This window comes from Citrobacter sp. Cpo012 (genome assembly GCF_030333015.1).
Taxonomy (GTDB): Bacteria; Pseudomonadota; Gammaproteobacteria; order Enterobacterales; family Enterobacteriaceae; genus Citrobacter; species Citrobacter portucalensis.
In genome coordinates this window covers 36,617-62,880 of record NZ_JAOWGR010000030.1, presented here as the reverse complement: position 1 = coordinate 62,880, position 26,264 = coordinate 36,617, and the positions used below count along the sequence as shown (strand labels likewise).

Annotated in this window: 24 protein-coding genes and 1 pseudogene; 14 read left to right on the top strand and 11 right to left on the bottom strand. The window is 49.0% G+C overall.

Annotated features, from left to right (window positions below; genetic code table 11):
• Nucleotides 1-39 precede the first annotated feature (39 nt).
• From arsD to arsC, 4 genes are read left to right on the top strand one after another with little or no spacing between them, the layout of a single operon-like run.
• Nucleotides 40-402: an arsenite efflux transporter metallochaperone ArsD gene (arsD, locus tag OGX90_RS02540; RefSeq protein WP_000855179.1), complete on the top strand. Its 363-nt coding sequence runs from the start codon at nucleotides 40-42 to the stop codon at nucleotides 400-402.
• A 17-nt stretch (nucleotides 403-419) separates the two neighbouring features.
• Nucleotides 420-2,171 (top strand): arsenite efflux transporter ATPase subunit ArsA, encoded by a 1,752-nt coding sequence (gene arsA, locus OGX90_RS02535; RefSeq protein ID WP_032410144.1) that lies wholly within the window; start codon nucleotides 420-422, stop codon nucleotides 2,169-2,171.
• Between the two features lie 47 nt (nucleotides 2,172-2,218).
• Complete coding sequence (arsB, locus tag OGX90_RS02530) at nucleotides 2,219-3,508, top strand: arsenite efflux transporter membrane subunit ArsB (protein WP_286623076.1); 1,290 nt, start codon at nucleotides 2,219-2,221, stop codon at nucleotides 3,506-3,508.
• A 12-nt stretch (nucleotides 3,509-3,520) separates the two neighbouring features.
• Nucleotides 3,521-3,946: a glutaredoxin-dependent arsenate reductase gene (gene arsC / locus OGX90_RS02525; protein WP_017880248.1), complete on the top strand. Its 426-nt coding sequence runs from the start codon at nucleotides 3,521-3,523 to the stop codon at nucleotides 3,944-3,946.
• 34 nt (nucleotides 3,947-3,980) lie between these two features.
• On the opposite strand, the gene OGX90_RS02520 is transcribed toward arsC, so the two are convergent.
• The 9 genes from OGX90_RS02520 to OGX90_RS02480 all read right to left on the bottom strand — a co-directional run bounded on the left by OGX90_RS02520 (nucleotide 3,981) and on the right by OGX90_RS02480 (nucleotide 11,662).
• Complete coding sequence (locus tag OGX90_RS02520; RefSeq protein WP_032410141.1) at nucleotides 3,981-4,517, bottom strand: GNAT family N-acetyltransferase; 537 nt, start codon at nucleotides 4,515-4,517, stop codon at nucleotides 3,981-3,983.
• Between the two features lie 124 nt (nucleotides 4,518-4,641).
• Nucleotides 4,642-6,399 carry an arsenical pump-driving ATPase gene (gene arsA / locus OGX90_RS02515; RefSeq protein WP_032410140.1) on the bottom strand — a complete coding sequence of 586 codons (1,758 nt, stop codon included), beginning with the start codon at nucleotides 6,397-6,399 and terminating at the stop codon, nucleotides 4,642-4,644.
• 20 nt (nucleotides 6,400-6,419) lie between these two features.
• Nucleotides 6,420-6,782: an arsenic metallochaperone ArsD family protein gene (locus OGX90_RS02510; RefSeq protein ID WP_032410139.1), complete on the bottom strand. Its 363-nt coding sequence runs from the start codon at nucleotides 6,780-6,782 to the stop codon at nucleotides 6,420-6,422.
• 75 nt (nucleotides 6,783-6,857) lie between these two features.
• A complete protein-coding gene (locus OGX90_RS02505) occupies nucleotides 6,858-7,403 on the bottom strand; it encodes a sigma-70 family RNA polymerase sigma factor (protein WP_032410137.1) in 546 nt (181 codons plus the stop codon).
• Nucleotides 7,404-7,411: 8 nt separating this feature from the next.
• A complete protein-coding gene (gene arsH, locus OGX90_RS02500) occupies nucleotides 7,412-8,125 on the bottom strand; it encodes an arsenical resistance protein ArsH (protein WP_032410135.1) in 714 nt (237 codons plus the stop codon).
• A 1-nt stretch (nucleotide 8,126) separates the two neighbouring features.
• Nucleotides 8,127-8,450, bottom strand: coding sequence for an ArsR/SmtB family transcription factor (locus OGX90_RS02495; RefSeq protein ID WP_032410134.1), 324 nt, complete (start codon nucleotides 8,448-8,450; stop codon nucleotides 8,127-8,129).
• Between the two features lie 564 nt (nucleotides 8,451-9,014).
• Complete coding sequence (locus OGX90_RS02490; protein ID WP_071994602.1) at nucleotides 9,015-9,593, bottom strand: rolling circle replication-associated protein; 579 nt, start codon at nucleotides 9,591-9,593, stop codon at nucleotides 9,015-9,017.
• Nucleotides 9,594-9,870: 277 nt separating this feature from the next.
• Nucleotides 9,871-10,110 (bottom strand): helix-turn-helix transcriptional regulator, encoded by a 240-nt coding sequence (locus OGX90_RS02485; RefSeq protein WP_286623070.1) that lies wholly within the window; start codon nucleotides 10,108-10,110, stop codon nucleotides 9,871-9,873.
• Nucleotides 10,111-10,510: 400 nt separating this feature from the next.
• Nucleotides 10,511-11,662: a hypothetical protein gene (locus OGX90_RS02480; protein ID WP_284658635.1), complete on the bottom strand. Its 1,152-nt coding sequence runs from the start codon at nucleotides 11,660-11,662 to the stop codon at nucleotides 10,511-10,513.
• Between the two features lie 97 nt (nucleotides 11,663-11,759).
• On the opposite strand from OGX90_RS02480, the gene OGX90_RS02475 reads away from it, so the two are divergent.
• The 8 genes and pseudogenes from OGX90_RS02475 to OGX90_RS02440 form a co-directional block, all read left to right on the top strand.
• Entirely contained in the window at nucleotides 11,760-12,653 is an 894-nt protein-coding gene (locus OGX90_RS02475; protein ID WP_032410131.1) for a GTPase family protein, read from the top strand.
• Between the two features lie 284 nt (nucleotides 12,654-12,937).
• Nucleotides 12,938-13,615: a hypothetical protein gene (locus OGX90_RS02470; RefSeq protein ID WP_032410130.1), complete on the top strand. Its 678-nt coding sequence runs from the start codon at nucleotides 12,938-12,940 to the stop codon at nucleotides 13,613-13,615.
• A gap of 95 nt (nucleotides 13,616-13,710) precedes the next feature.
• Nucleotides 13,711-14,532 carry a DUF932 domain-containing protein gene (locus OGX90_RS02465; protein WP_162897387.1) on the top strand — a complete coding sequence of 274 codons (822 nt, stop codon included), beginning with the start codon at nucleotides 13,711-13,713 and terminating at the stop codon, nucleotides 14,530-14,532.
• Between the two features lie 70 nt (nucleotides 14,533-14,602).
• Nucleotides 14,603-15,076 carry a RadC family protein gene (radC, locus tag OGX90_RS02460; RefSeq protein WP_032410128.1) on the top strand — a complete coding sequence of 158 codons (474 nt, stop codon included), beginning with the start codon at nucleotides 14,603-14,605 and terminating at the stop codon, nucleotides 15,074-15,076.
• A 15-nt stretch (nucleotides 15,077-15,091) separates the two neighbouring features.
• Complete coding sequence (locus tag OGX90_RS02455) at nucleotides 15,092-15,313, top strand: DUF987 domain-containing protein (protein ID WP_004129348.1); 222 nt, start codon at nucleotides 15,092-15,094, stop codon at nucleotides 15,311-15,313.
• 20 nt (nucleotides 15,314-15,333) lie between these two features.
• The gene (locus OGX90_RS02450) at nucleotides 15,334-15,684 is read left to right on the top strand and encodes a type IV toxin-antitoxin system YeeU family antitoxin (protein WP_032410127.1); all 351 of its coding nucleotides are present in this window, start codon (nucleotides 15,334-15,336) and stop codon (nucleotides 15,682-15,684) included.
• Between the two features lie 34 nt (nucleotides 15,685-15,718).
• On the top strand, nucleotides 15,719-16,051 hold the full coding sequence (locus OGX90_RS02445; protein WP_071994601.1) for a TA system toxin CbtA family protein: 333 nt from the start codon (nucleotides 15,719-15,721) through the stop codon (nucleotides 16,049-16,051).
• Between the two features lie 370 nt (nucleotides 16,052-16,421).
• Nucleotides 16,422-16,622, top strand: a pseudogene (locus OGX90_RS02440) (tyrosine-type recombinase/integrase); the annotation flags it as partial.
• On the opposite strand, the gene OGX90_RS02435 reads toward OGX90_RS02440, so the two are convergent.
• Both OGX90_RS02435 and OGX90_RS02430 read right to left on the bottom strand, forming a co-directional pair.
• Nucleotides 16,621-16,983 (bottom strand): FidL-like protein, encoded by a 363-nt coding sequence (locus OGX90_RS02435; RefSeq protein ID WP_133158642.1) that lies wholly within the window; start codon nucleotides 16,981-16,983, stop codon nucleotides 16,621-16,623. The pseudogene OGX90_RS02440 and the gene OGX90_RS02435 overlap by 2 nt on opposite strands.
• 127 nt (nucleotides 16,984-17,110) lie before the next feature.
• The gene (locus OGX90_RS02430; RefSeq protein ID WP_231912244.1) at nucleotides 17,111-17,902 is read right to left on the bottom strand and encodes a winged helix-turn-helix domain-containing protein; all 792 of its coding nucleotides are present in this window, start codon (nucleotides 17,900-17,902) and stop codon (nucleotides 17,111-17,113) included.
• Nucleotides 17,903-18,179: 277 nt separating this feature from the next.
• On the opposite strand from OGX90_RS02430, the gene OGX90_RS02425 reads away from it, so the two are divergent.
• Together OGX90_RS02425 and OGX90_RS02420 are read left to right on the top strand one after the other, a co-directional pair.
• On the top strand, nucleotides 18,180-18,713 hold the full coding sequence (locus OGX90_RS02425) for a hypothetical protein (protein ID WP_048216235.1): 534 nt from the start codon (nucleotides 18,180-18,182) through the stop codon (nucleotides 18,711-18,713).
• A gap of 371 nt (nucleotides 18,714-19,084) precedes the next feature.
• The gene (locus OGX90_RS02420) at nucleotides 19,085-26,050 is read left to right on the top strand and encodes an autotransporter outer membrane beta-barrel domain-containing protein (protein WP_286585156.1); all 6,966 of its coding nucleotides are present in this window, start codon (nucleotides 19,085-19,087) and stop codon (nucleotides 26,048-26,050) included.
• Nucleotides 26,051-26,264: the final 214 nt, after the last annotated feature.

Sequence of the window (26,264 nt, the reverse complement as noted above, 5' to 3'; positions counted from 1 at the left end):
CCTGAACATATATGTTTTTCCAAATGTGAGGTATTCAAAATGAAGACGTTAACGGTGTTTGACCCGGCAATGTGCTGCAGTACCGGCGTATGTGGCTCAGATGTCGATCAGGTTCTGGTTGATTTTTCTGCTGATGTGCAGTGGCTGAAAGGACGTGGTGTACAGGTTGAACGTTACAACCTGGCGCAGCAGCCCATGAGCTTTGTTCAGAATGAGAAAGCGAAAGCATTCCTCGAAGCATCTGGAGCAGAAGGTCTTCCGTTACTGCTATTGGACGGTGAAACGGTGATGGCAGGGCGATACCCAAAACGCGCTGAGCTGGCTCGCTGGTTCGGTATTCCGCTGGAGAAGGTAGGGTTAGCTCCCACCAGCTGCTGTGGTGGTAATACTTCCTGTTGCTGAATATGTCAGGAGGACATATGAAATTCTTACAGAATATCCCGCCTTACCTGTTTTTTACCGGTAAGGGAGGTGTAGGTAAAACTTCTATTTCCTGCGCGACGGCAATCCGCCTTGCTGAACAGGGTAAGCGGGTTTTGCTGGTCAGTACCGATCCGGCCTCCAATGTCGGTCAGGTATTCGATCAGGCTATCGGTAATACCATTCGCCCTGTGACGGCAGTTCCTGGGCTTTCTGCTCTGGAGATTGACCCGCAGGAAGCCGCCCAGCAATACCGCGCCAGAATCGTTGATCCTATCAAAGGTCTTCTGCCTGATGATGTTGTTAACAGTATCAGCGAGCAGCTTTCAGGAGCCTGTACGACTGAGATTGCGGCGTTTGATGAGTTCACCGGCTTATTGACAGACGCTTCCCTGCTGACCCGTTTCGATCACATCATTTTTGATACAGCGCCGACGGGCCACACGATTCGCCTTCTCCAGCTTCCCGGTGCCTGGAGTAGCTTCATTGAAAGTAATCCAGATGGTGCTTCCTGTCTTGGCCCAATGGCCGGGCTGGAAAAGCAGCGTGAGCAGTATGCTCATGCAGTAGAGGCGTTGTCCGATCCTGAACGTACCCGCCTGGTTCTGGTTGCACGACTGCAAAAATCTACGCTGCAGGAAGTCGCCCGCACCCATGAAGAACTCGCCGCAATTGGCCTGAAAAACCAATACCTGGTGATTAATGGTGTGCTGCCTAAAGCCGAAACTGAACATGACGCCCTGGCCGCTGCGATTTGGCAACGTGAGCAGGAGGCACTGGCAAATCTTCCTGCCGGTTTATCTGGGCTACCGACAGATACCCTATTACTACAGCCAGTCAATATGGTTGGTGTTTCAGCATTGAAGGGACTGCTGGATACCGGTTCTGAGGCATTACCGCTCCCGGTAACGAACATCCAGTACACGCCTGAAAATTTATCGCTCTCTGGCCTGGTCAATGATATCGCTCGCAGCGAACACGGCCTGATTATGCTGATGGGCAAAGGTGGCGTAGGGAAAACCACGATGGCTGCTGCCATCGCCGTAAGGCTGGCAGACATGGGATTTGACGTGCATCTCACGACCTCTGATCCTGCTGCGCACCTGAGTACAACGCTGAACGGCAGCCTCAAAAACCTTCAGGTCAGCCGCATCAACCCTCACGATGAAACCGAACGCTATCGCCAGCATGTTCTTGAGACGAAAGGAAGAGATCTGGACGAAGCAGGGAAACGGCTACTGGAAGAGGATTTGCGCTCTCCCTGTACTGAAGAAATTGCCGTGTTTCAGGCCTTTTCCAGGGTGATTCGTGAAGCAGGTAAACGGTTTGTTGTCATGGATACCGCCCCTACCGGACACACGCTGTTGCTGCTGGATGCGACTGGGGCTTACCACCGAGAGATTGCCAAGAAAATGGGGAGTAAAGGTCATTTTACTACCCCAATGATGCAGCTTCAGGACCCGGATAGAACCAAAGTTCTGCTGGTTACGCTTCCTGAAACCACACCGGTGCTGGAAGCGGCAAACCTGCAGGCTGACCTTGAAAGAGCGGGGATTCATCCGTGGGGCTGGATTATCAATAACAGCCTTTCCATTGCGGATACGCGTTCTCCGTTGCTTTGCCAGCGCGCCCAGCAGGAACTGCCTCAGATTGAGGCTGTTAAGAATCAGCACGCTACCCGTATAGCGCTCGTTCCGGTACTGGCGTCAGAGCCCGCCGGTATTGAAAAGCTCAGAGAGTTGATGAGTTAATTTTTTGGCATATACAGGGCGACAAAGTCGCCCTGTCAGGAGGTTTTATGTTACTGGCAGGCGCTATTTTTGTCCTGACCATTGTTTTGGTTATCTGGCAACCAAAGGGATTAGGGATCGGCTGGAGTGCAATGCTGGGCGCGGGACTGGCTCTGATATCTGGCGTTGTGCATGTGGGCGATATTCCGGTGGTGTGGAATATCGTCTGGAACGCGACGGCGACCTTTATTGCCGTGATTATTATCAGCCTGCTGCTTGATGAATCAGGCTTTTTCGAATGGGCGGCATTGCATGTTTCGCGCTGGGGTAACGGTCGTGGCCGTTTGCTCTTTACGTATATCGTCCTGCTAGGTGCAGCGGTGGCGGCATTGTTTGCCAACGATGGTGCGGCATTGATTCTTACTCCAATTGTCATCGCCATGCTACTGGCATTAGGGTTCAGCAGAGGCACGACACTGGCATTTGTCATGGCTGCCGGGTTTATTGCCGATACGGCCAGCCTGCCGCTTATCGTGTCGAACCTGGTGAATATCGTCTCGGCGGACTTCTTTGGTCTGGGATTCACCGAATATGCGTCGGTGATGGTGCCGGTGGATATTGCCGCTATTATCGCCACGCTGGTGATGCTGCATCTGTTCTTCCGCAAAGATATTCCACCGACTTACGACCTGGCTCTCCTTAAAGCACCGGCAAAGGCGATTAAAGATCTGGCAACCTTCAGAACCGGCTGGATAGTGTTGATCCTTCTTCTGGTTGGCTTTTTCGTCCTTGAGCCGTTGGGTATCCCGGTCAGCGCGATTGCTGCTGTAGGAGCTGTCATTCTGTTTGCGGTGGCGAAACGAGGCCATGCCATTAACACTGGCAAAGTGCTGCGCGGTGCGCCATGGCAGATCGTCATCTTCTCATTGGGGATGTATCTGGTGGTCTACGGTCTGCGCAACGCCGGGCTAACCGAATACCTTTCCGGTGTGCTGAACGTACTGGCGGATAAAGGACTCTGGGCTGCGACGCTGGGTACTGGCTTCCTGACGGCTTTCCTGTCTTCCATCATGAACAACATGCCTACCGTGCTGGTTGGCGCTCTTTCTATCGATGGAAGCACCGCAACAGGCGTTATCAAAGAAGCGATGATCTACGCCAACGTGATTGGCTGCGATCTGGGCCCGAAAATTACACCTATTGGTAGCCTGGCAACGCTGCTCTGGCTGCATGTCCTTTCACAGAAGAATATGACCATCACCTGGGGATACTATTTCCGCACCGGGATCGTCATGACTCTGCCTGTGCTGTTTGTAACGCTAGCCGCGCTGGCGCTACGTCTCTCTTTCACTTTGTAATGAGATACTGATATGAGCAACATCACCATTTATCACAACCCAGCCTGCGGCACGTCGCGTAATACGCTGGAGATGATCCGCAACAGCGGTAATGAACCGACAGTCATTCATTACCTTGAAAATCCACCGTCACGCGATGAGTTGGTCAAACTTATCGCAGATATGGGGATTACAGTACGGGCGCTGCTGCGTAAAAATGTCGAGCCTTATGAAGAACTGGGGCTTGCCGAAGACAAGTTTACTGACGATCAGTTAATCGATTTTATGCTTCAGCATCCGATCCTGATTAACCGCCCGATTGTGGTAACACCGTTGGGAACGCGCCTTTGCCGCCCTTCCGAAGTGGTACTGGATATTCTTCCGGATGCGCAAAAAGGCGCATTTGCTAAGGAAGACGGCGAGAAAGTCGTTGATGAAACAGGTAAGCGATTGAAATAAACATAAAGGGGGCAGACGCCCCCTTATTCCTGCCTCAGAGCATAAGATCTGAATCTTCTGGCAGAGTACTATTTCCTTCACCAAGTTTCATTTGCAGCAAAACCGTGTCAAGCCAGCGGCCATGTTTGAAACCAATGTCCTTTAATGTACCTATTTCAGTAAATCCTGCGCGGATATGAAGCGCTACAGAAGCGACGTTAGCGCTGTCACCCACAACAGCAATCATCTGGCGATAGCCTTCGGACTCGGCCCATTTTAATGCATGATCGAGCAGTGCTTTTCCGACGCCCTGTCGCTGATAAGCCGAATCAATATATATCGAATTTTCGACCGTATACCGATAGGCATGGCGTTCACGGTAACGGGAAATATAACAGTAGCCGATGACCGTATCGCCATGCAGAGCGACATACCAAGGGAATCCCCGAGACTGAATGCTCCTCAGTCGGTTAAGCATTTCCTGCGTATCCGGAGGTTCGGTTTCGAAGCTACCTGTACCATGCAGAACATGGTGAGCATAGATATTGCGTATCGCGGTAATGTGCTGTTCTTCAGCTTTAATAATGTGCATCGAATTGCTCCAGTAATGGTGTTTTACAAACTACCGGAATTCGCGACAGCAGGTTAAGTACTTAAACTTATAACCTGTATAAGCAAAAGTTTGGCTGCAGTAAATGGGGCCGCAGCCCCATCTATTAGCCCGCCATTTCTGCCAGCAGAGCCGTACCCACAGGTTCTTCATTCTGCAGTGGCGTTAATGCAATACGCTTTGCATACTGCTCTATAACGTCATTTATCAATGACAGTTCGCGACTTGCTCGGGTTACGAGGAACGGTGAGGACGGTTTCGCAGCAGCCAGACTGCTATTAATTACCCATGCCCATGGCTCAATTTCAGCCCGACGCAAATCCTGCTGCAGGTTTGCTGCTTCCAGTACAGGTGTCGTTTCGGCAAGCGTCACGATAATCACCTTCGTCTTCTCCGGGTCCTGCAATTGCATCATTGGCGTCAACACATTGTCATGCGTTTGCCCCATCTGGCGCACCATTTCCCGGTGATAGGCTCCTGTTGCATCCAGTAGCAGAAGCGTGTGGCCTGTTGGTGCTGTGTCCATAATGACAAAATGATCGTCTGCCTCTTTGATGATCCGCGAGAATGCCTGGAAGACGGCGATCTCTTCAGTACATGGTGAGCGGAGATCTTCCTCCAGCACCGCCAGCCCTTCTGCATCTAACCCTTTCCCCTGATTTTCCAGAACAAAGCGACGATAGCGTTCTGTCTCTACTTTCGGGTCAATACGGCTGACCTGAAGGTTTGGTAGCGAGCCATCCAGCGTATAAGACAGATGTGCTGCCGGATCGGACGTCGTCAGATGGACTTTATGGCCGCGTTTTGCCAGAGATACCGCCACCGATGCCGCAACAGTCGTTTTGCCCACACCGCCTTTACCCATCGTCATTACCAGACCTTTACCTGTCAGGCTGAGTTCATCCACCAATGAGGCAAGTTTCGGTAAATCCAGAGTATTTAGCGTGGTAGTTGGGAGAGACATCGAGGCTTCGCTCTCTGTAAATAACTCACGCAAGGCTTCGAGACCGACCAGATTAAATGGCTTCAGAAACAGCTGCGAGCGGGGAAGGTTCGCCAGATTCTCTGGCATAGCAAGTAGTGCTTTTCCCTCCCGAGCCAAAATACTTTGCGCCAGCGGATCATTCTCACCCACAAATGGTGGCAAGACACCATTAATGGCAAGGTGTTGATGCTGCAAACCGATAGCAGACAGCTCATCATGCGTATGGGAAACCTCTTTTAGTGTCGAAACCTGGGCACGGGCAACCAGAACCAGACGCGTGAGTGCAGCATCAGAGAGAGCCTTAACCGCGTCTGAGTACTGGTGCTGTTGTTTCTCCAGCCCCACCAGCGGCCCGAGGTTAGCGGCGGCATCAGGGTTCGCTTCGAGATAACCGCTCCAGGCCCCCGGCAACTCAAGCATGCGGATAGTGTGACCGGTTGGCGCGGTATCAAATACGATATGGTCATACTTTTCCCGCAACTCATGGTTGGTAAGAAGACCAGTAAACTCATCAAATGCCGCGATTTCCGTAGTACAAGAACCGGAGAGTTGCTCTTCAATACTGCTGACTACATCGGCAGGCATCAGCCCGCGAACAGGGTCGAGCACTCGGTCACGATAGGCTTGTGCTGCAGCCATCGGGTCAACTTCCATCGCCGCAAGATTTTGGACGGTACTGATATCTGTTATTCGGTGGCCGATAGTCTGGCTAAATACCTGACCGACATTGGAAGCCGGATCGGTACTCACCAGAAGCGTTCTCTTACCCTGATCGGCCAGCCACACCGCAGTAGCACAAGCGAGGGATGTTTTACCCACGCCACCTTTACCGGTGAAGAAGATGAACGGGGGAATGTCTTTTAAAAATGGCATATTCATCAGCGATAGCTCCTCTGGAATTAAGGCATACGTGGAATGCAGCAGCAGCTTGGTTCCGCGCTGTCTTCACTCCAGTCCTGAGGAAGCTGAATACCGGCCCAACGGGCGATATCTTCACGAGTCGGCAGTTTGCCTGCCATTACCAGCTTGCCGTCAAGTAAGGTGACAGGAAGGGATTCCATCCCTGATGTGTTCAGGAACTCTTTGATGACAGGCGTATTCAGGAACTGCTGCGGATTCTTCGCGAGGCTGTAGCGCTGAATATCAACGCCATTTTTTTTCGCCCATTCGGCGCTGGCGTTCCATTTGACGGCTTCGTCACTGACCACAACGCTACTGGTTGCGCAGCAGCCTGCAGCTTCAAAGATCTCAATTTTTGACATGGACTGTTTACCTCTGTGTTTAGTCATTTGGCTTTACACTGAGGTAAACGAAGGTGGTGGGAAAAAGATGCGCGATTAATTCATTTTTTTGTGGCAGCAGACGGGAGACGTGTCATCCGCCTCAATCTGACAAAGTTCTGTCATCGTTTCTTTCAGGTGCTTCCTGGCCCGAAGCAGACGGGATTTAAACGCCGTAAGCGTGATTCCCAGTTCATCGGCCAGAGACTGCTGGGGACGCCGGTTAAGGTCGGACTCTTCAATCAACCACCGCTCATCTTCGGGTAAAGCCTGTAATGTTTCAGGCAGGCATATACCCAGCATTGAGATTGCATCAGGGGATGCGTCTGTTAATAGGGCATCTTCTTCCAGCTCAACAAACTCCCTGGTGGTGCGGTACTCATCAATCAGCAGATTCCTCGCCGCCCGATATAGCCAGGCTCGCGGATTCTCCATCTCGCAGAAACTGTCTGAATGAGCGCGGGCACGCAGGAATAGCTCTTGCAGAAGGTCGGCTGCTTTTTCGCTATCACCTGTCTTCGATGTCAGGAAGCGAGAGAGTTCGGCTTCATGTTGCCGCCAGAACACGCTCATGCAGTTGTTGAATGCCGTTATATCACTCATACCAGCCCTCAGATTTTGCTCTGATTAACCCGCCGGGAAAGTTCTTCTGCTGACTCTTTTCGTTCGCTGTAGCGATCAACGAGATAGGCTGAGTTACCTCGGGTCAGCAGAGTAAATTTCACCAGTTCTTCCATCACATCCACGATCCGGTCGTAATAAGACGACGGCTTCATGCGTCCATCTTCATCAAACTCCTGCCAGGCTTTTGCGACAGAGGACTGATTCGGGATGGTGATCATCCGCATCCAGCGGCCAAGAATGCGCATCTGGTTTACGGCATTGAAAGACTGAGAGCCACCGCAGACCTGCATTACGGCCAGCGTCTTACCCTGCGAAGGGCGAACTGCACCTTCTGATAACGGTATCCAATCAATCTGGGCCTTCATGATGCCGGTCATCGCACCATGGCGTTCAGGGGAACACCACACCATCCCTTCGGACCAACGAACCAGCTCGCGCAGTTCCATGACTTTAGGATGCGAGTCAGGTGCATCATCAGGAAGAGGCAAGCCAGAAGGATTGAAGATCCGCACGTCTGCGCCCATTGCGGTCAGTAACCTTGCCGCTTCTTCCGTTGCCAGTCGGCTATAGGAACGTTCGCGCACAGAGCCGTACAACATGAGGATACGTGGAGGATGGGGAACGGCAGGAACACCGAATCTTGCCTCTGTGATTGAGGTGTCGAACAAACCCGAATCAACATTCTTAAGATCACCTGTCATTTTAGTTCTCCGTCTTCTGGGGCATGGTGAGGCAGTCGTCAGTTCCTGAGCAGCATTCTTCGGTCAGGAAGGCAATCAGAGCCTCAAGGTTTTCATATCGAGCATGGCAAAAGAGCGTTCTGCCCTGACGTTCCTGTCGTATCAGAGAAACTGATATCAACGAGGAAAGATGATGGCTCAGCGTAGACGCTGGGATTTCGAGCCGCTTCTGCAGCTCGCCAACAGGTAAACCTTCATGCCCGGCTTTAACCAGCTCTCTATACAAGCTCAGGCGCGTAGGATGACCCAGCTCTTTCAGGGTTTCTGCTGCTTTCGAAAGCTCCATTTGCATCTCATTTCTATATCTCCGGAATTATGGAAATAATAACTTATTTTCCCAGGAAACCATAGTCAACATGCCTGAGAGCCAAACTGGAGAAACGACTTAATTTGCAACGGAGGTTCCAGTGGTCACGATGCTAAACCTGAGTTGAAGGGCTGTTCCACTGCTGGTATCGGCAGAGTTAGCCCTTTGGCAGTAGAGCGATGAGGCTGTACTTAACTGCTCAAGTGCTCTCAAACGCCAGCCACGCCGCTCGGCATCACTGCAACATCCAGCCAGGCTATCCCGGCAGACCCTTAGCCGGGTGATGTGTAAACGGTATTCCGCCACTTTTACCGCGATTGTGTTCTATGGCTGTTTCATTTTTGATTTCCCTTGTTTGACAGGTATGAGAAATACCCGACAGGTAAGCTGTCGGGTATAAATGGAGTTGTGAATTGTTGATCCAGTAAAGGTCGGAACGTCAGGCTTCCAGGGGCAGGTTCAGTCACGACTGCGAGGACATTATTTATCGCCGTAATAACGGGGTTTGTACAGGATGGCCGAGCCAGTTGCGTAGCCGTAGGATCAGGGGCCTGGCTTACGTGGACGCCCTGCCGCTGAGCGTGGAGGAACGTCATTACAGCCGTATGCACACAAACCTTCTTTTTGTTCTTCCTTAGCCAGATAGCTCAAAACATGACGGATATTGTTAATGCTTTCCGGATCGTTATACCGAACAGGTATATTGATATTTACAGAATACTGCGGCCGATATTCACATCGGTGCGATACGCCGTCCCGGTGCGTTATTTCCTCCCAAAGTGTATTTGCTGTAAGGGCAAAGGGATAAGAGTGCTGTGTTTTTTGTCTGTCCAGCCAGAATACGACATGCGCATGGTATCTATGTCGTTCAGTCCATTCGACAACCCAGAAATAGCCCACCACACCTTTCTCTTTTGTCATTTTCTCCATTAGTACACGCAAGTCATGTTCAAGTGTTTGGTGATTTAAGTGTGAATACCTGGCACTTTTCTTTTTGTAGAAAAAATCCATGCGTAATGCCAAAAGGCATGAGTATCTGTTTATCATTTCATCGATGTGTGCATTGAGAACTGAAGCCAGGAACCAGTCTTCATTAAAATTTCTATCTGAATTTTTGAGCATGATTATTCCACTGCTGATGATGAGAGAGGTCAGTGCAAGCACTAAGTTAGTGATGTTTCATGCAAGACTTTTTTTAAGGCAATGCTGAGTTGATGCTTAAATTAATTATTGCTTTAAAGATGAGGTTGGTTGTTGCAATAGTATTTGCGAGGGTGTTTAAAAGAGACATTGACAGTAAGCGGTGAATATAAGAACAAATGAGAGTGAGTGTAATTATATTAAAAAACCTATATTAAATTACGTAGCCTTCCTGTATAAAACACCAGCATTAAAGGTTCTAACCTCGAGATGCTTGTATTCTATCCAGCATCCATTTTTCCACTTCGCTTTTTAGCCAGCGTGAACTGCGACCCAGCTTAATTGGTGCAGGGAACGCATTCTCTGAAATTAATCGGTAGAACCATTTGTCTGTCATGTTTGTATAGGCGGTGATGAACGTCATATCAACGAGCTGATCATTCAGTAAAGATGTGGTTGTCCGGGTGCTGGATGATATCGGATGAGTTTTGTTTGTCATGGAAAAGCTCCCGCAATTTAGTGTGAGTTCGGGAGGCGATGCGTGGTACCCAGTGGTACCTTGGATATTCACCTCACACCATGGTACTCAACAGTAAAAAAATACAGTTAATATCTTTTATGCTCAGTATGAGCCCCTTTTTTAGGATGTACTTAAGAGAGTCCTGTCGAGCCGCCTGCAAGCAAATTTTAGACTGTGTAAAGCTATGTTGATTTTCCAGAAGTACCTCTCAAGGTTGAGATTCACAGCTCTGCGCGTTTAGCGCATAGCAAGCTATGTCATAGCGCTAACGAGGCTTTCACCGCCATGATCGTTTTTTTCGCGCATGCTTAAAAAACGAAACTTACAAATGAGAATGACAATCGACATCAGATTTATTGGTGTTAGATACCTTTAATTCTTAAATTCCAAGTCGGTATTCAAAAGGGAGTATTTCTTTCTTGCCTGACGCCCATAGCAATATATTATCTTTGATTTTGATTACATCCGTACTAAAGAAAGAGTTGTAAAACCCTACTAATTCAGAATAAGAATCCAAATCCAACTCAAGCATCATGAAGGTAATCATTACGGACCTGTACAAATAACCATTTTTATCAAATAAGTTTGATAAAAATGAATAAACCTCAGGGGTGCCATTTCTTGCTATGTTAAAAATAATATAAATTGCTATCAACTCTAACGTAAAGGATTCATTTTTATATTTTTTAGCGAGTTTTAACATCGAATCATTCACACCAATGACATTCAATCTTTTCAGTTCATTTAATAAGAGGCCAAATAATGGAGGAGCATCACCAGGGCTAAGATATGGTAGGTTATTACTATATTGGTGAGGGTGTAAAGGTGTCTCAATTGTTAATTGGAGTAATTTTAATGCCACAGACCGTTCATCCTCTAACGCAATTAAAGATTTGTACAGGCTGAGTGGTTTTTTTATGTTGGCAGTACCCCTGATGTTGCGGTTTTTTGCGAGTTGATTAATTACTTTGTTTTTTAAAGTAATAGGTATAATAATGTTTTGTTGGGATGAGGAATCTTCTGTCTTACCTGGGAACGGAAGTTTATAAAGTTGCAATTTTAAATTTCCTTCGCCGCCACCAAGATGATTTTTTGCATAAAGCGTGCTGTTTTTACAAAAATCAATCCAGGAGTAGATACTATACAGTTCCGTTACTTCATTTAATGAGACAGGGAGTTCTGACCCGATTCTTATACGGCGTACATAGCTTTCTGTGTTTCTCCAGGCCGGTGTTTTTCGTATTAATACAAGCTTCTCTCTGGCCTGTCTTATTAATCCAGCATCTTCAATTGAAGATATCTTTCTGACATATCCCCTCCTGCTATTGAATGCGCAATAGTAAATTCGCCCCTTCTTTAATCGTTTTATTTTACGAGGGATATATTTATTAATCTGATAAACAAGGTCTTTTTTCTTGCGTTCACTCAGCTCGCAGAAGCGCAAATAATGTTTTTTACAGAGCCTTTTACGTTTTGCTTCAGGTAATGGGGACACTAAACGCTTGCAGTTTTTTCGTACACATTTAGCCATTTCATATTCCCTCATTCCAGAAAAATTTAAACCTATATTACTCCTTTGAACAGACGGTTAACCATTTTTCGGCGCTATTTTTCCACAGGAGTAAATCATGCCTCAAATCCCCGATCCGCAGGATACCAGTGATGCGGTGCGTACCTGCCTCAATCTCTTACCCCGGCAGGCTACTGAACGTATTCTATCCCGTCTCCAGGAGGCGATTAACTATGAACCCGTGATAGGCATCATGGGCAAAAGTGGTGCGGGCAAGAGTTCATTATGCAACGCGCTTTTTCAGCAACCCGTTTGTCTGACCAGTGATTTGCTAGGCTGCACCCGCGAACCCCAGCGTCTGTTACTCACCGTTGGTGACCGCAGCATGACACTGGTGGATTTACCGGGTGTGGGTGAGACACCAGAATACGACGAGGAATATCTGGCGCTCTATAAGGCGTTGCTGGGAGAGCTGGATTTGATTATCTGGGTATTGCGTGCCGATGACCGTGCCCGGGCAACGGATATCACGGCATACAGGGCACTGATGGAAGCCGGTGCTGACCCTTCACGTTTCCTGTTTGTACTGACTCAGGCCGACCGTATTCCACCCCTAAGGGATGGTGAGCCTTGGCAGGCATCACCTTCTTCTGAGCAATGCTTTTCACTGGCTGCAGTCAGTGCGCAGGTTGCCGGTCAGTTGCCGTCCTCTTTCCCGGTCATGGCTGTCTCAGCACATACCGGCTATAACCTGCCCGCCCTGGTGGAGTTGATTGTGCATGCCTTGCCCGTACAGGCCAGCAGTGCCGTGTATTGCCAGCTGAAACCAGAGCATCAGACCCCGGGCACTGACGCCGCTGTACGGCAGCAGTTTGGTGAGGCAGCGGGTAAGGCTTTTGACTCTGTGATTAATCCTGACCACCTGCCTTCTGTCTGGACTGCTCTGTTAAGGAGTCTCCGACAAAAATTAGTGCAACTTGCCACGACATTATGGGACCGAGTATTTGGCTGAAATCTGCCGCTTTACCCCTCAATTACCACATTCAAAAAACAGTATATTGATCTGTAAAAACGATCGATAATAGAATATCGATCGTTTTTATCTATTAAAATATCGATGTATAAGCCCCCTATTGATCGCTTTTACCTATCAAAGCAAAGGGATATTTCTTTCTCAAAAGTGTTCATGAGCACGACGAACAGGGACGTTGACATGATGGTCCGGATACAAAGGTGCATCAGGTTCTGTGTACCGCGTCCCCCGTTGCCGCTTCTGATTCATTAATAAGGTGACATATGAAAATTCAGACCGTGATTGCACTTGTTTTGTCAGCCGTTTCGGTTTCTGCTCAGGCGGGTAACTGGGCTGTGAAAAACGGCTGGTGTCAGACGCTGACCGATAATGGTCAGGCACTGGTGATGCTGAAAAACAATACCATTGGCATCTTTGGTCAGTTGCAGGGCTGCCCCAATGGCCCGCAGGAGCTGATGGGGAGTCGCATCAATGTAAACGGCAATCTGGTACCCACGTCTCAGTTGTGCAACCAGCAAACAGGATTTAAGGCTGTTGAGGTTGAAGGTGGGCAGGCACCTGCAGCCGCCAGAAAGGCAATTGCTTCGATTGCAGGTCAGGAAACATCGACCCTTCAGGTCTTTGGTGCGCAACTGACATTCACCCGCGGGGACATGATGACGGTCTGCCCGAAATACGTATCTGGCCTTGCTGCCAGTGCTGGTAGTCGAGCGACGGAGATTAACAAAGGCTCAGTCATGAAAGCGGCCAAAGAAGCGTACACGAAAGAGTATGACCGTGACACGGCTGAGGCCGCTGATTTTGGCAGCTACAAAGTGGAGGGAAATACTGTGGTTTATGAGGTCTACAATGCCGGGTATCGTACCTACGATAAGGTGGTGGTGACCGTTGGTGCTGATGGTAAGGCCACCAGTGCCAGGGTTGAATATATGGGGCAATAACGTCTTATCCGCCACGCCATTTTTAATGTTAAAGGCCATGTTCCTTCGGGAGCGTGGCCTTTTCTTTTTATACCGATAAACGCACAAAGGAGTGAATTATGCGATTAGCATCCCGCTTTGGTGCGGTGAACCTTGTTCGCCGTGACCGTCCCTTAACCCGTGATGAACTTGCTCACTATGTTCCCAGCGTGTTCAGTGAGGAAAAGCATGAATCGCGCAGCGAGCGCTATACCTGCATCCCGACCATCACTCTGTTGGATAACCTGCAGCGCGAAGGTTTTCAGCCGTTCTTTGCCTGCCAGACCCGTGTGCGTAACCCCGACAAGCGGGAACACACCAAACATATGCTACGTCTGCGCCGCGAAGGGCAGATTACCGGTAAACAGGTGCCGGAAATTATCCTGCTTAACAGCCATGACGGTTCTAGTTCCTACCAGATGCTGCCGGGACTGTTCCGAGCGGTCTGTCAGAACGGACTGATTTGCGGCGAGAGCTTTGGAGAGGTGCGAGTGCCCCATAAGGGCAACGTGGTGGAAAAGGTTGTCGAAGGGGCTTACGAGGTGCTTGGGGTGTTTGACAGGGTGGAGGAAAAACGCGACGCCATGCAGTCACTAATGCTTCCGCCACCAGCACAACAGGCATTGGCAAAAGCTGCACTGACATATCGCTTTGGCGAGGAGCATCAGCCCGTGACGGAATCACAGCTATTGGCCCCTCGTCGCTGGCAGGATGAGTCCGGAGATCTCTGGACAACTTATCAGCGTATTCAGGAGAACCTAATCAAAGGTGGTTTGAACGGTCACAATGCAAAAGGAGGACGCTCACATACACGTGCAATTAAAGGTATTGATGGTGATGTGAAGCTGAATCGAGCTCTGTGGGTGATGGCAGAAAATATGCTGCATCTCGCCTCATGAACGATATCTCCGTGTTTGTTTATAGCCCTGTAGCTGGTTGTTACGGGGCTTTTTCTTTTAAGGAGCCGCCATGTCCGAACTGATTTTACCTTCGGTCTTCCCGATGAATGAGCAACGTACCATCCGTCGTGCCCTGCGATTACTGGAGAAATATCAGCGGCAGCCCAGTGAGTCGTTCCTTGCCGCTAGTTTCGCGAAAAACTGGTTACAGCTCTATTTGGCAAAGCAGGAGCGCGAAGTCTTTGTTGTTATCTATCTCGATAATCAACATCGTCTGCTGGAGCATGAAACGCTCTTCCTCGGTACGATTAACCATACCGAAATTCATCCTCGCGAAATTGTGAAATCTGCACTGCGTCATAATGCAGCTGCGGTAATCATCTCCCATAACCACCCATCTGGCATTACCGATGCCAGTAAAGCTGACAGAGCCATTACGTCCAGGATTATAGAGGCTCTGGGGCTGGTCGATGTCCGGCTACTGGATCATTTCATCATTGGTGATGGTGAAGCGTTGTCGTTTGCTGAGCATGGATGGCTATAAGAAGAGGAAGGGCTAATGAAAATCATCAGTAAGCGTCAGGCGATGGCAATTTATCGTCTGCATCCTGAATCCCGATTGTTTCAATTCTGTACCGGGAAATATTGCTGGTCCGGGAGCGTCTGCCATTACTACGGTCGTGAAGTTCCGGATATCAAGGGTGTTCTGGCTGTCTTTGCCGAGCGACGCAAGGACCGGAACGGACCGTATGTCTCTCTGCGCAGCGTCACTCTCAATTAACCTTATTAAAGGAGCTTCAGATGTCGAGTAAGACACTCACAGTGAATGATGATACCGCTGAGCCCTGGTGGGGGCTGAATCGTAATGTCATTCCTTGTTTTGGTGCGCGTCTGGTCCAGGAAGGTAACCGCCTATATTACCTGTCTGACCGCGCCAGCATAATAGGTCTATTCAATAAAGCGGATTTGCTCCGTCTTGACCAGGCATTTCCTGTTCTGCTGAAGCAGGCGGAGCTCATGCTTACCAGCGGCGAACTGAATCCCCGACACCAGCATTGCGTCACCCTCTATGCAAAGGGGCTGACCTGCGAAGCTGATACACTGGGTTCCTGTGGTCACGTCTATATCTCCATTTATCCTACTCAACGCTAATTAACTTTAGAACTCACTTTTACGAGAACAACTCATGAATACTTTACCTGCAATAAACCAGCGGGCTGTTCAGACATGCTTATCACCCGTGGTTGTCTGGCAAATGCTGCTTGCTCGACTACTTGAGCAGCACTATGGCCTGACCTTAAATGACACGCCGTTCAGCGATGAGGCTGTTCTTAAAAGACATATCGAAGCTGGTATCACGCTTGTCGATGCCGTTAATTTTCTGGTGGAGAAGTACGAATTGATCCGTATCGATCGCAGAGGATTTAGCTCACAGGGACAAGTGCCATATTTGACCGTGACAGATATCCTTCATGCCAGGAGAGAATGTGGATTAACGAACAGTTGTCCTTATCGGTAAGTAATATTGTTCTTAGCCGACCGCGGCAGTGAGGTGTACTTCAATAGCTGAGAAAATTTATACGGTCTGTGAAGATATTAGTGGGATTAGCGACTTGATGAAAGGCTCATCGAGTCGCATAAAAAACAAGATGGGGGCATAAATGGGGGCATTTATAAAGATGAAACAAGGAAAAATGTATATTTATCAATTGTTTTATGTGGTGTGTTATGTTCCTATTATCGTGCCATTTAAATCAATAGGTTACAGTTTATTATTTGCATATAATCTTACTGTCTTCTCTCCCGCGTACTTATTTAGCATGGCATAGCTGAGTGTCATGTTCCCGTTCTCAAATAAATTCAGACCCTACAAACTATTCCCTTCATAGGCTACTAAGAAGCCAATCCAACAGAAGTATCTAACTGAAAACTCATTGCGTTTACATGAAAGTGGTCAAATGCTTGATATACCTCATTGGACGTCCCATGATCTGTGCCGCCCTGTACGGACAGGGCTATCTCGTTTGCAATGTCCAAACGAGGTAGCTGAGGCTAAATTGGGGCATATGCGTGGCGGCGTTGAAGGTATTAGGATTTACTGACACATAAAAGTGATGGTGAAAAAATGTTGCCTATCAGATATGCATTTTGAAGTTTTGATACATGCATTCGTTTCTCTGGTTCAGAGCTATCGTAGATGGCTTTAGTAAAAAAATCATCAGGCATTGTGTCAGCTGATTTCTTTCTCAGTCGTGCTTCAGAAAGCCTTACGGTGCCAGAATCTAGCATCACGTATTCAAACGCAATGGTACGCTGGACGCTACTTTTCCCAACGCCATGCTCTCCTGTTTCCGTAACGACACCAGAAAAATCAACCTCACCGGATCCGTCTTTATAAATCTGAACGTATACACTGCCATTGAATTTCACCCCATGAGGTAATTCTGGCATCGAGATCGTCGATACACAGTTGATGCTTATCCCATTATTGGGTGCCCAGTCAGCGATTCCTGTCGCGCGAACAGCAATTGCTGAAACAAACGCAATTGCTGAGACGCTTATCAGTATTTTTTTCTTATTAATTTTCATGGATATAGATATCCTTGCAACCTGCAAATTTAGTTTGTTCTTTGTTATTCCAGGTGCAGCGGGACAAAAATACGCGTCCTTTTTCACCGTAGGTGTATAGATCGTCAGGCTGGAAGAAGTAGGTCGCACCCTGAATGCACGGAAGGTAAGTGTTTGTTAACAATCTGGCTTTTTCGAGTTTGACGGACATCATTTCTGGGGAGTTGTTATAAAAAGTATACACAGGGCACTGATCAATCTTACCGAGTTTCCAAGTCTTTATAGCTGAAATCATATCAGAAGCACCATTTTGTGATGGGTAAAAGGCTATAACCAGTGAACTCAGCAACAAAATCATTACAAAAATCCAGATTTTTGCCGATACTTGCGTTTTTTTAATTTGCACCGTTGACTGAACATTTAATGAATTGATTTCACGGTAGTTATCAGTCTCTCTGATAGATATAGAGTCATCAGGAACCAAGAAGCCCACCCGGGGTATAGTCTGAATGACTTCCTGATTACAGCCGAGATCGTGGAGTCCTCTTCGTATAAATGAAATGTACTGGCTCAGAGAGTTATTCGAGGCCTGAAACCCATTCTTATCCCAAACATTAACTAAAAGATCCTCACGGGAAACGACCTTGCCTCGTTGCTCAAGCAGGAACGAAAAAATACGATTCGCCGTGATGGAAAGTACAACCGAATTTTCGGGTGATGAAAGACTGGCAAGGACACCATCATCAGTTCTGAATGTTACTTCGTTGTAAATTTGGTAAAGCATATGTGTATTCATCTGCATATGATTGTTCCTCTCTATTTTAGCTGATATTTCACGTTTTGACATTGTGCTCTATCACGCATACGCATTTTGCAGTTAGATATTTTATAAAACTATTTCTTCTATTGCTTTATCAGAATATCTACCTATATGACATGACATTACTTCTATAGATTCCTGGGTAAGGTGTTGTTGTATTATTATTTTCGTCTCAAACCCTCCCAGTAACGAGGCTCTTCGTGAAGGTTCTGTCAATTAATTTTGAGAACATCATGAAGGGCATTATCAGGATTTACTCATGATGGATAGGCAAACATTCATGGTCATCACGCATGATACTTTTCTTCGTCAGTCTATTTTCGCTTTAATGAAACAAATTTGTTGTGAAAATAGAATATGTTTCATTGATGTTGATTCATTTAACTCGCTTGGAGAACTGAATGACACCCTATATCACTTTTCCAAAGAGGATGAAATTCGAACGATTTTGATCTCTCGCGGGTTATGGATCTCTAAGGTTATCTCATCTCAAATTGATTTATCTGTGTATGATGATTTAAACAAATGGCGACACCTTATAACGATAGCTAAACTAAAATCGGTGAGTAATGTAATTGAAAAAATTGAATTCTTCAAGGACTTCAAAGGAATGAGCCAATGTGAAGTTAAAACAATTCAATCACTAAAACTTTCAGAGAGTATTTTCTTGGCTGCAAAAAAATCAGGCGTAAGTTATAAAAACTTTTTGAGAAGTACACTCGCTATAGCAAAGAGGTATAATCTTAAAAACACCGCCAACCTGCACTTCTTTGTTTACAGGTTTAATAAATAGGATTACTCTCAAAAAAGTTTTTCCAGGGTGGTAATCCCCCCTGGAGCTTTTTAATCATGAAGCTATTAGTTAACGACATGCTGAAAATATATATCGATAATATGTACTCACCAGAATGTATACTTCCGCTAACCAATAAAATGTCGTGTAACACCATTTAAAATTCAGCACGATAATCTTTAAAGATTTATTTTTATAGATGATGTATCTATAAATAACGCATTATTCATTATATATACCCTAGAAGAGGGGCGGCAAGTAAAATCACTCACGAAACGCCTGAGCTAAAAATCAGGCACTGATAATTTTGGCCCAAATTCACCTGTGAAGTAATCGCGAAAGAAAATGGGCTGTTAAAAGCGAGTGAGATGATGAACAAAGTATTTAAGGTTATCTGGAGCGTAGCCCGCTCGTGTGCCGTTGTTGTTTCCGAACTGGCACGTGGAAACGTACAATCAAGCAGTTCTTCGCTTATTACGGAAGAACAATACAGCGCAGAATTCCAGAATGCATATGTTTTTCGAATGGCACCTGTCGCTTTATTAATGCTTGCACTTTTTCCAGCGAAATCACAGGCAACAGATTATGTAGTAGACTCCATGACCCCACAAGATGCCATAGAGATAACAGTGAGTGGACGGGATAATACATTGTCAGGTAGCTTTTCGAATGTTTCGTATGGTAATAGTGGTTACACCAATATGACTCTGGGTGAGGCTTATGATAAAGGTCTTCTAGGTACTAATAGTGAGTATGTTAAGAATAACAACATATTTAACATCGGCTCGCAAAGCAAAGTAATTGACTTTATAGATCCAGTTACCGGGAATACGACATCAATAGCGGTCTACGATAATGATGCGATGGTCATTAACTCTCTCGCCGACTTTAATGTTACGATTTCAAATGCCGTGGGTGCTAACGGCCAGTATATAGATCGTAATCTATACAACGTTAATAGTGGAGCCACTCTTGATGTCAATGTTGGAAGTCAGGATGTCAACTGGATTAATGATAGGGAAAACTTATTTAGCGCTGTTTTCAAAAGTTCAAATACGAGTAGCATAAATAAAGCATCAGTTTTTAATGTTTCCAGTGAGTCTGGTGACAAAGCAGAGCTTAATTACCATTCTAAAACAATAGCCCAGTTAGGTAATGATTACAACAATCACAGTGGTGGCACGGCTATTGCGTACCCAGTGATTGACGAATTTACAGGTGAGTTCACCAGCAAACTTGGGCCACAAAATGTGACAAATGTGGAGGAGTTTAAAGCTTACAACGCTGCGTTAATCGCAGCGATTGAAAAAGGTGAGCTCTCAATGACCAGTGCAGAGTACAACGCTGAACTGAATTTGGCGCGAACTACCGGGTCTATCCCTATTTATGCGAATGAGGATGGGATTGCGTCTGATGATGCAGTTAGAGGAACGGTTAATCGTGATACCGTCTCCTACATCCACGGAACCGGCAAAGATGCCGTTATTAACATTGATAAAGACGCTAATCTGCAACTTTTTTGGTCTGATGCATCGCTGGTTAACCTGGAAAATGGTGCAACCTTAATCAATGAGGGCACACTAGGGTCGAATAACAATACGCTTCGTGGGGCCTATGTCGTCGCCGTTCACAGTGGTTCTGTATTTGAGAACAACGGGGTTGTTGATGCAGGGACTAACCCTGACATGGCTGAAAAATTGGGTTCGAGCGCAGCATTAGTCGCAGCAGGCCAGCACACGGCTATCCTGGCAAACGGCACATCCACTGTTAATAACAATGCCGCTGGCGTGATTAACCTGGCAACGAGCTCTTCTCAATACAGTAATAAAGGTGTCCTACTCTCTTCGTCTGCGGTGCTGACAAATGATGGCACGATCAATGTCGCATCAACAGCGCAGACGAGTACCACTGGCACACCGGTCACAACAGGTGTTGAGGCCGGCCAGCAATCAACATTCAACCATAACGGCATGTTGTACATTGGCCGGGAGGCTCAACGTGAGGGTTCGGATGCGACTAACGACCTTCGTATTTCGGGAGACTCCATCGGTGTTCTGTTATCAGGCAGTGCGACGTATAACGGAGATGCGGCCTCAAAAATCGTAATAGGTTCTCAGACAACGAACGCAACAGCCATCGTTGTTAAAAATACCGCGACGTTGAATCAAAATGGCACGATAGAGATCAATGGCGAACTGCCTGGCGAATCCTCGATTGCCAACGTGGGGCTCAACGTAAAATCAGGTACCAGTGAAAACCGGGTCGTGAACAAAGGCATTATCAATCAGAACGGGCAAAACAGTATCGGTATTGATGTGGAAGCCGGTGGGAAAATCACGCACGCTGGTGTCATTAACGTCAACTCCGGTGTTGATGAGGGTACGCATTACGCTAACTACGGTATCCGGGCAAGCGGTGAGGATGCCCTCGCGGTAGTATCAGGCGAAGTCAATCTCAATGGCGATTATGCCATCGGTGTGCAGGCGCGTGATAAAGGCACTATCACCCTGGTGGATAACGGAACGGTCACTTTCAATGACGGGAGTCACCAGACAGGGTATTACATCTACGGTTCTGGAGCGTCAATTATCGATAATTCCACGAGTAATCAGACGGTTTCGACGACAGATTCGACGCTTTATCGCGTCGATGGCGGCGCTGCGTTTGATGGCTCCAACACCAATATGTCACAAATGAATGCAACGGGTGATAACTCCACCATTATCCTTACGACGGACGCAGGCAGCAGTTTTAACTCCGGCAAGCTGGCGTTAAGCATTATAGGCGAAGGCTCAACTGGTGTTCGCATTGAAGGCGGCGCGACGGGGACAATCACGGCGGATGCCGATATTGTTAAAGTCGCCGGTAAGGGCACAACGGCGGGCGTTGTTGACGGAAACTACTATGCCCTGGACGGCGAAGTCGTAGAAGCCAAAAAAGGTGAGTCGGTATTAACCAGCTATGCCACCCTTGAAACGGCCAACACCGCTGACGGTGCTTTCGGCTATATCGCCCGCAATGGCGGTACGCTAAATCACAAAGGTACCATTGACTTTGATCAGCCTGACAGTACCGGGGTGCTGATTTCCGGCGGTACGCTGAACAATGACGGCGATATTCAGGTGAATGGCGTGGCGGTCAATATTCAGGGCGCAGATTCCGTGGTGAACAATATCGCGACAGTTTCTGCCACCGATGGCACCGCGGCGTATCTGGTCGGGAGCGACGCAACGCTTAACCTGACCGGTGAAGGGCAAACTACCGCTGACGGCACGGCGCACGCCATTCTGTTGGCAAGCGGGGCGAAAGGGCTGGTCGTTGATGGCGCAACCATCACGATGGCCGCGGGCGGCAGCGGTAACGCCATTGAAAACCAGGCCAACCTTGCCGGTATTCAACTCAAAGAGACCCACATTACCGTCGGAAACGGCGTTGGTGTGCATACCGGGGCTTCCATGGATCGGATCAACTCTGGCACCATCAACGTCACTGGCAGCGGCACAGGTATCCTGTTTGAAAACATTGATGGTTCGCAAACCAATCAGACTCTGGATATGTCCGATTCGCGCGACCTGGTCATCAACGTCCAGCAGGCGAGCGGCAAAGGGATCGTCACCAATTCGTCCGCAGACCTGAAAACCGGTGCCAGCGTGAACGTGCTGGACCGCGATGGTGCAGAAGCGCTGGTCGTCGGCGGGACCACGAAAAATATTGAACAGTCGGGCGAGCTGACGTCGGTTTCCACCTCGCATGCGGTGGTCGATGCAGATAACGGCTCACTGGAAAGTTTCCTTAATAAAGGGGTGATCCGCGCGCTGGATGCTTCGCAAAAAGCGTTGGAAATCGTCAAAGGTAAGGGTATTGCCTTTACCAATGCCGCGGAAGCCAGCATCACTGGGATGGTGAATTTACTGAGTGGTGACAACACCATCACGCTGGAGTCCGGCAGTACGGCAACGGATATCACCACCGGTAACGGCAGCGATCTCTTCTTGCTGAAAGACATCAAGGCGACGGAAACCTCGCTCTTCACCAGCCTGAATGGTGGAGAAGGTGAAGACACGCTCCGGTTGCAGAACGCACAGTACACTCTGAACAGTGCCGACGCCATTACCGGCATGGAGCATATCGATCTGACCAGCAACTCCGTGTTTACCGTCAATAACGTCGACTTCGTCCTGGGTGACGCAAAAGATGATGCAGCGAATACGGGTTACAGCATTGATACGAACAGTACGCTGCAACTGAACGCGACCGGCGATATGGCGTTCAACAGCCACCTCTCGGGAACCGGGACCGTGTCTGTGGATGCGTCCGGCAAGGCGTTTGATTTTACCGCCAACAATGCCGCAGACGGTTTCCAGGGCACGCTTGCGCTGCAAAACAGCACCTTTGAACTGGCCGGGTTAAATACTCAGGCCCTGGCTAAAGCGACGCTGAGCGCGGGTGAAGGCAGCCTCACGCATGTCGGCAAGGGCGAACAGAATATCGGTGGGCTGGCGTTTAACGGCGGCACGGTGAGCTTCGACGGTGTTACACCGGGCAAAACGCAAGCGGATGGTACGATCCATGCGGGTGAAATGGATCTGAGTGGTCGCGGGACCGTTCAGGTGGATACCGGCAGCGTCAGCAATGATCGTCCACAGGCGGATACGACGCTCTCCCTGCTTGAGCAGGACGACGCACAGGAGTTGATCAAACTGGCCACCTCTGACTCCGCTGTGCAGGGTGGCGCGGGCAACCTGACGTTAACCGACAAAGACGGCAACGTCATCAGCGATGGCGTGGTGGCCGACATCGAGCAGAATGATGAAGTGGTGGCCAAAGGCACTTATGACTACCGCCTGACCGGTGGAGAAAACGACGACGGGTTGTATATCAGCTACGGGCTGACGCAGGTTGAACTGCTAGCGTCCGGCAGTAACGCGCTGGTGCTGGATGCCAACGATAAAACAGGTAATGCCGCTGACCTCAGCGCCCGCGTCACTGGCACCGGCGACCTGGCATTCGACAGCGCCAAAGGCCAGACCGTGTCACTTTCCAATATGGATAACGACTACACCGGCATCACCGATGTGCGTAGCGGCAACCTGCTGATGAATAACAACGACGTGCTGGGGCAGACCAGCGAACTGCGTCTGGCATCTGACACTGGTTTTGATATGAACGGCTACAGCCAGACGGTCGGTAAACTGACGGCCGCTGTCGATTCTTTGCTGAATATCCATGGTGGCAGCCTGACGATTGCGGATGGCGGTGAGGCGAACGGCACCTTAACAGGTAGCGGCGCGCTCAACCTGAACGGAGGAACGCTGACTGTCACGGGTGAAAACAGCACTATGACCGCGAAAACCACGATTGCCGAAGGGGCCACGGCGTTGCTGAACTCTACGCTGGGCCTCGGTACTGGTGACATCGTGGCGGCCGGTACGCTGGCGTTAAGTAATGCCGCAGGCGTGCTGTACAACGCCATCAGCGATAACGGCAGTGTCGAACTGACCGACAGCGATGTGGTGCTGGCCGGTAACAACAGCGAGTTTACCGGAACCTTTGACATTGATGGTGGATCGCAGCTTACCGCGTCCGTGGCTGAACATCTGGGCGATGCGGCGGTGAAAAACGCCGGTTCCCTGGTGCTCAACAGCGCCAGTAGCTGGGAGCTGAACAACAGCATTACCGGCGCAGGCAGTGTCACCAAACTCGGCAGCGGCACCATCACCGTGGGCGACAATGCCGCGTGGACCGGTAGCACACACATTGAGCAGGGCGGACTGCAACTGGGCAGCGAGAGCGCTTCAGTGGTGCTGAGCAGCACGCAGGTCACTATCGCAGATCAGGGGAAATTATCCGGGTTCGGCGGCGTGACGGGTGATATCGACAACGCCGGTCTGCTTCAGGTTGGCACCGCTGAAAGCACAGGCACTCACACCTTTACGGTGGGTGGAAACGTCACTAACAGCGGCACGATGGCTACCGGGGTTTCCGGGAAGCAGGCCGGAAACCAGCTGGTGATTAAGGGTAACTATGCGGGTAACGACGGGCTGCTTTCGCTTAACACCGCGCTCGGCGACGATAAATCCGTCACCGATAAGCTGGTGGTGGAAGGCGATACCTCCGGCAACACGTATGTCACGGTGACAAACGCCGGGGGCAAAGGGGCGGCGACCATCAACGGTATTGAAGTTATTACCGTTGAGGGGGCGTCCGACGGTGATTTCACCCAGAAAGGCCGTATTGTTGCCGGGGCGTATGACTACACCCTGAACCGCGGTACCGGTGAAAACAGCAGTAACTGGTATCTGAACAGCAGCAAAACGGACCCGGGCACGGATCCGGGTGATAAAGAAACGCCGGATCTGCGTCCGGAAGGCGGCAGCTACACCGCAAACCTGGCGGCGGCTAACACCCTGTTTGTGACCCGTCTGCACGATCGCCTGGGTGAAACACAGTTCATCGACGCGTTAACCGGCGAGCAAAAAGTCACCAGCATGTGGATGCGTCACGTGGGCGGCCACAACAACTGGCGTGATGGCAGCGGGCAGCTCAAAACGCAGAGCAACCGTTACGCCGTTCAACTGGGCGGTGATGTGGCGCAGTGGAGCCAGAGTGGTCTTGACCGCTGGCATCTTGGTCTGATGGCCGGTTACGGCAACGACCACAGCAATACCCACACGTCACGTACGCAGTATGGTTCGAAAGGGTCTGTGAACGGCTATTCCGCCGGGGTTTACTCAACCTGGTATGCCAACGACGAGACGCACAGCGGGCTGTATGTCGATACCTGGGCACAGTACAACTGGTTTAACAACAGCGTGAAGGGTGAAGGTCTGCAGGGCGAATCCTATAAATCGAAAGGGGTGAACGCCTCGGTGGAAACCGGCTACACCTGGAAAATGGGGGAATACCAGACGCGTGAAGGTTCGACCAACGAATGGTATATCCAGCCGCAGGCACAGGCCGTGTGGATGGGCGTGAAAGCCGACGATCACCGTGAAAGCAACGGCACCCGCATCACCAGCAGCGGTGACGGTAATGTGCAAACGCGTCTTGGTGTGAAAACCTGGATCAAAGGCCACAGCCAGCTCGATAACGGTAAAGCGCGTGAGTTCCAGCCGTTTGCCGAAGTTAATTGGCTGCACAATACCCGTGATTTCAGCACCCGGATGGACGGCGTTAACGTCAGCCAGGCCGGAACGAAAAACCTGGGTGAGGTGAAAGTGGGTGTCGAAGGGCAGGTCAGCCCACGTTTCAACCTGTGGGGCAATGTCGGCGTGCAGGTGGGTGATAAAGGCTATAATGACAGTGCGGCAATGATCGGCGCGAAATGGAACTTCTGATAATCGTCTCCTGACCTTTTTGCCAGGCAACCAGTGGTTTGCCTGGCAATCCTGCTGGTTGGACTGACCCCACGCTCGTAGACAAATTCTTTCCTCACGACGGGGCCTATTCAATAAGTTGAGACATTATGAAATGAAAAATCCACGCAATTGCGTGGATTTTATAGGTTTTGTCATTTTCATGAGATTCGTTGAAACCTCACGAGACAGTAGA

What these genes read in the sequence shown, in the direction of transcription:
- OGX90_RS02480 (WP_284658635.1), bottom strand. Translation starts at nt 11,662, where the DNA reads ATGGCTAAATGTGTACGAAAAAACTGCAAGCGTTTAGTGTCCCCATTA.
- OGX90_RS02485 (WP_286623070.1), bottom strand. Translation starts at nt 10,110, where the DNA reads ATGACAAACAAAACTCATCCGATATCATCCAGCACCCGGACAACCACA.
- arsA (WP_032410140.1), bottom strand. Translation starts at nt 6,399, where the DNA reads ATGAATATGCCATTTTTAAAAGACATTCCCCCGTTCATCTTCTTCACC.
- OGX90_RS02470 (WP_032410130.1), top strand. Translation starts at nt 12,938, where the DNA reads ATGAAAATTCAGACCGTGATTGCACTTGTTTTGTCAGCCGTTTCGGTT.
- OGX90_RS02510 (WP_032410139.1), bottom strand. Translation starts at nt 6,782, where the DNA reads ATGTCAAAAATTGAGATCTTTGAAGCTGCAGGCTGCTGCGCAACCAGT.
- OGX90_RS02455 (WP_004129348.1), top strand. Translation starts at nt 15,092, where the DNA reads ATGAAAATCATCAGTAAGCGTCAGGCGATGGCAATTTATCGTCTGCAT.
- OGX90_RS02475 (WP_032410131.1), top strand. Translation starts at nt 11,760, where the DNA reads ATGCCTCAAATCCCCGATCCGCAGGATACCAGTGATGCGGTGCGTACC.
- OGX90_RS02435 (WP_133158642.1), bottom strand. Translation starts at nt 16,983, where the DNA reads ATGCCAGAATTACCTCATGGGGTGAAATTCAATGGCAGTGTATACGTT.
- arsD (WP_000855179.1), top strand. Translation starts at nt 40, where the DNA reads ATGAAGACGTTAACGGTGTTTGACCCGGCAATGTGCTGCAGTACCGGC.
- OGX90_RS02505 (WP_032410137.1), bottom strand. Translation starts at nt 7,403, where the DNA reads ATGAGTGATATAACGGCATTCAACAACTGCATGAGCGTGTTCTGGCGG.
- arsC (WP_017880248.1), top strand. Translation starts at nt 3,521, where the DNA reads ATGAGCAACATCACCATTTATCACAACCCAGCCTGCGGCACGTCGCGT.
- arsA (WP_032410144.1), top strand. Translation starts at nt 420, where the DNA reads ATGAAATTCTTACAGAATATCCCGCCTTACCTGTTTTTTACCGGTAAG.
- arsB (WP_286623076.1), top strand. Translation starts at nt 2,219, where the DNA reads ATGTTACTGGCAGGCGCTATTTTTGTCCTGACCATTGTTTTGGTTATC.
- radC (WP_032410128.1), top strand. Translation starts at nt 14,603, where the DNA reads ATGTCCGAACTGATTTTACCTTCGGTCTTCCCGATGAATGAGCAACGT.
- OGX90_RS02490 (WP_071994602.1), bottom strand. Translation starts at nt 9,593, where the DNA reads ATGCTCAAAAATTCAGATAGAAATTTTAATGAAGACTGGTTCCTGGCT.
- OGX90_RS02445 (WP_071994601.1), top strand. Translation starts at nt 15,719, where the DNA reads ATGAATACTTTACCTGCAATAAACCAGCGGGCTGTTCAGACATGCTTA.
- OGX90_RS02520 (WP_032410141.1), bottom strand. Translation starts at nt 4,517, where the DNA reads ATGCACATTATTAAAGCTGAAGAACAGCACATTACCGCGATACGCAAT.
- OGX90_RS02450 (WP_032410127.1), top strand. Translation starts at nt 15,334, where the DNA reads ATGTCGAGTAAGACACTCACAGTGAATGATGATACCGCTGAGCCCTGG.
- OGX90_RS02495 (WP_032410134.1), bottom strand. Translation starts at nt 8,450, where the DNA reads ATGGAGCTTTCGAAAGCAGCAGAAACCCTGAAAGAGCTGGGTCATCCT.
- arsH (WP_032410135.1), bottom strand. Translation starts at nt 8,125, where the DNA reads ATGACAGGTGATCTTAAGAATGTTGATTCGGGTTTGTTCGACACCTCA.
- OGX90_RS02430 (WP_231912244.1), bottom strand. Translation starts at nt 17,902, where the DNA reads ATGCAGATGAATACACATATGCTTTACCAAATTTACAACGAAGTAACA.
- OGX90_RS02425 (WP_048216235.1), top strand. Translation starts at nt 18,180, where the DNA reads ATGATGGATAGGCAAACATTCATGGTCATCACGCATGATACTTTTCTT.
- OGX90_RS02420 (WP_286585156.1), top strand. Translation starts at nt 19,085, where the DNA reads ATGAACAAAGTATTTAAGGTTATCTGGAGCGTAGCCCGCTCGTGTGCC.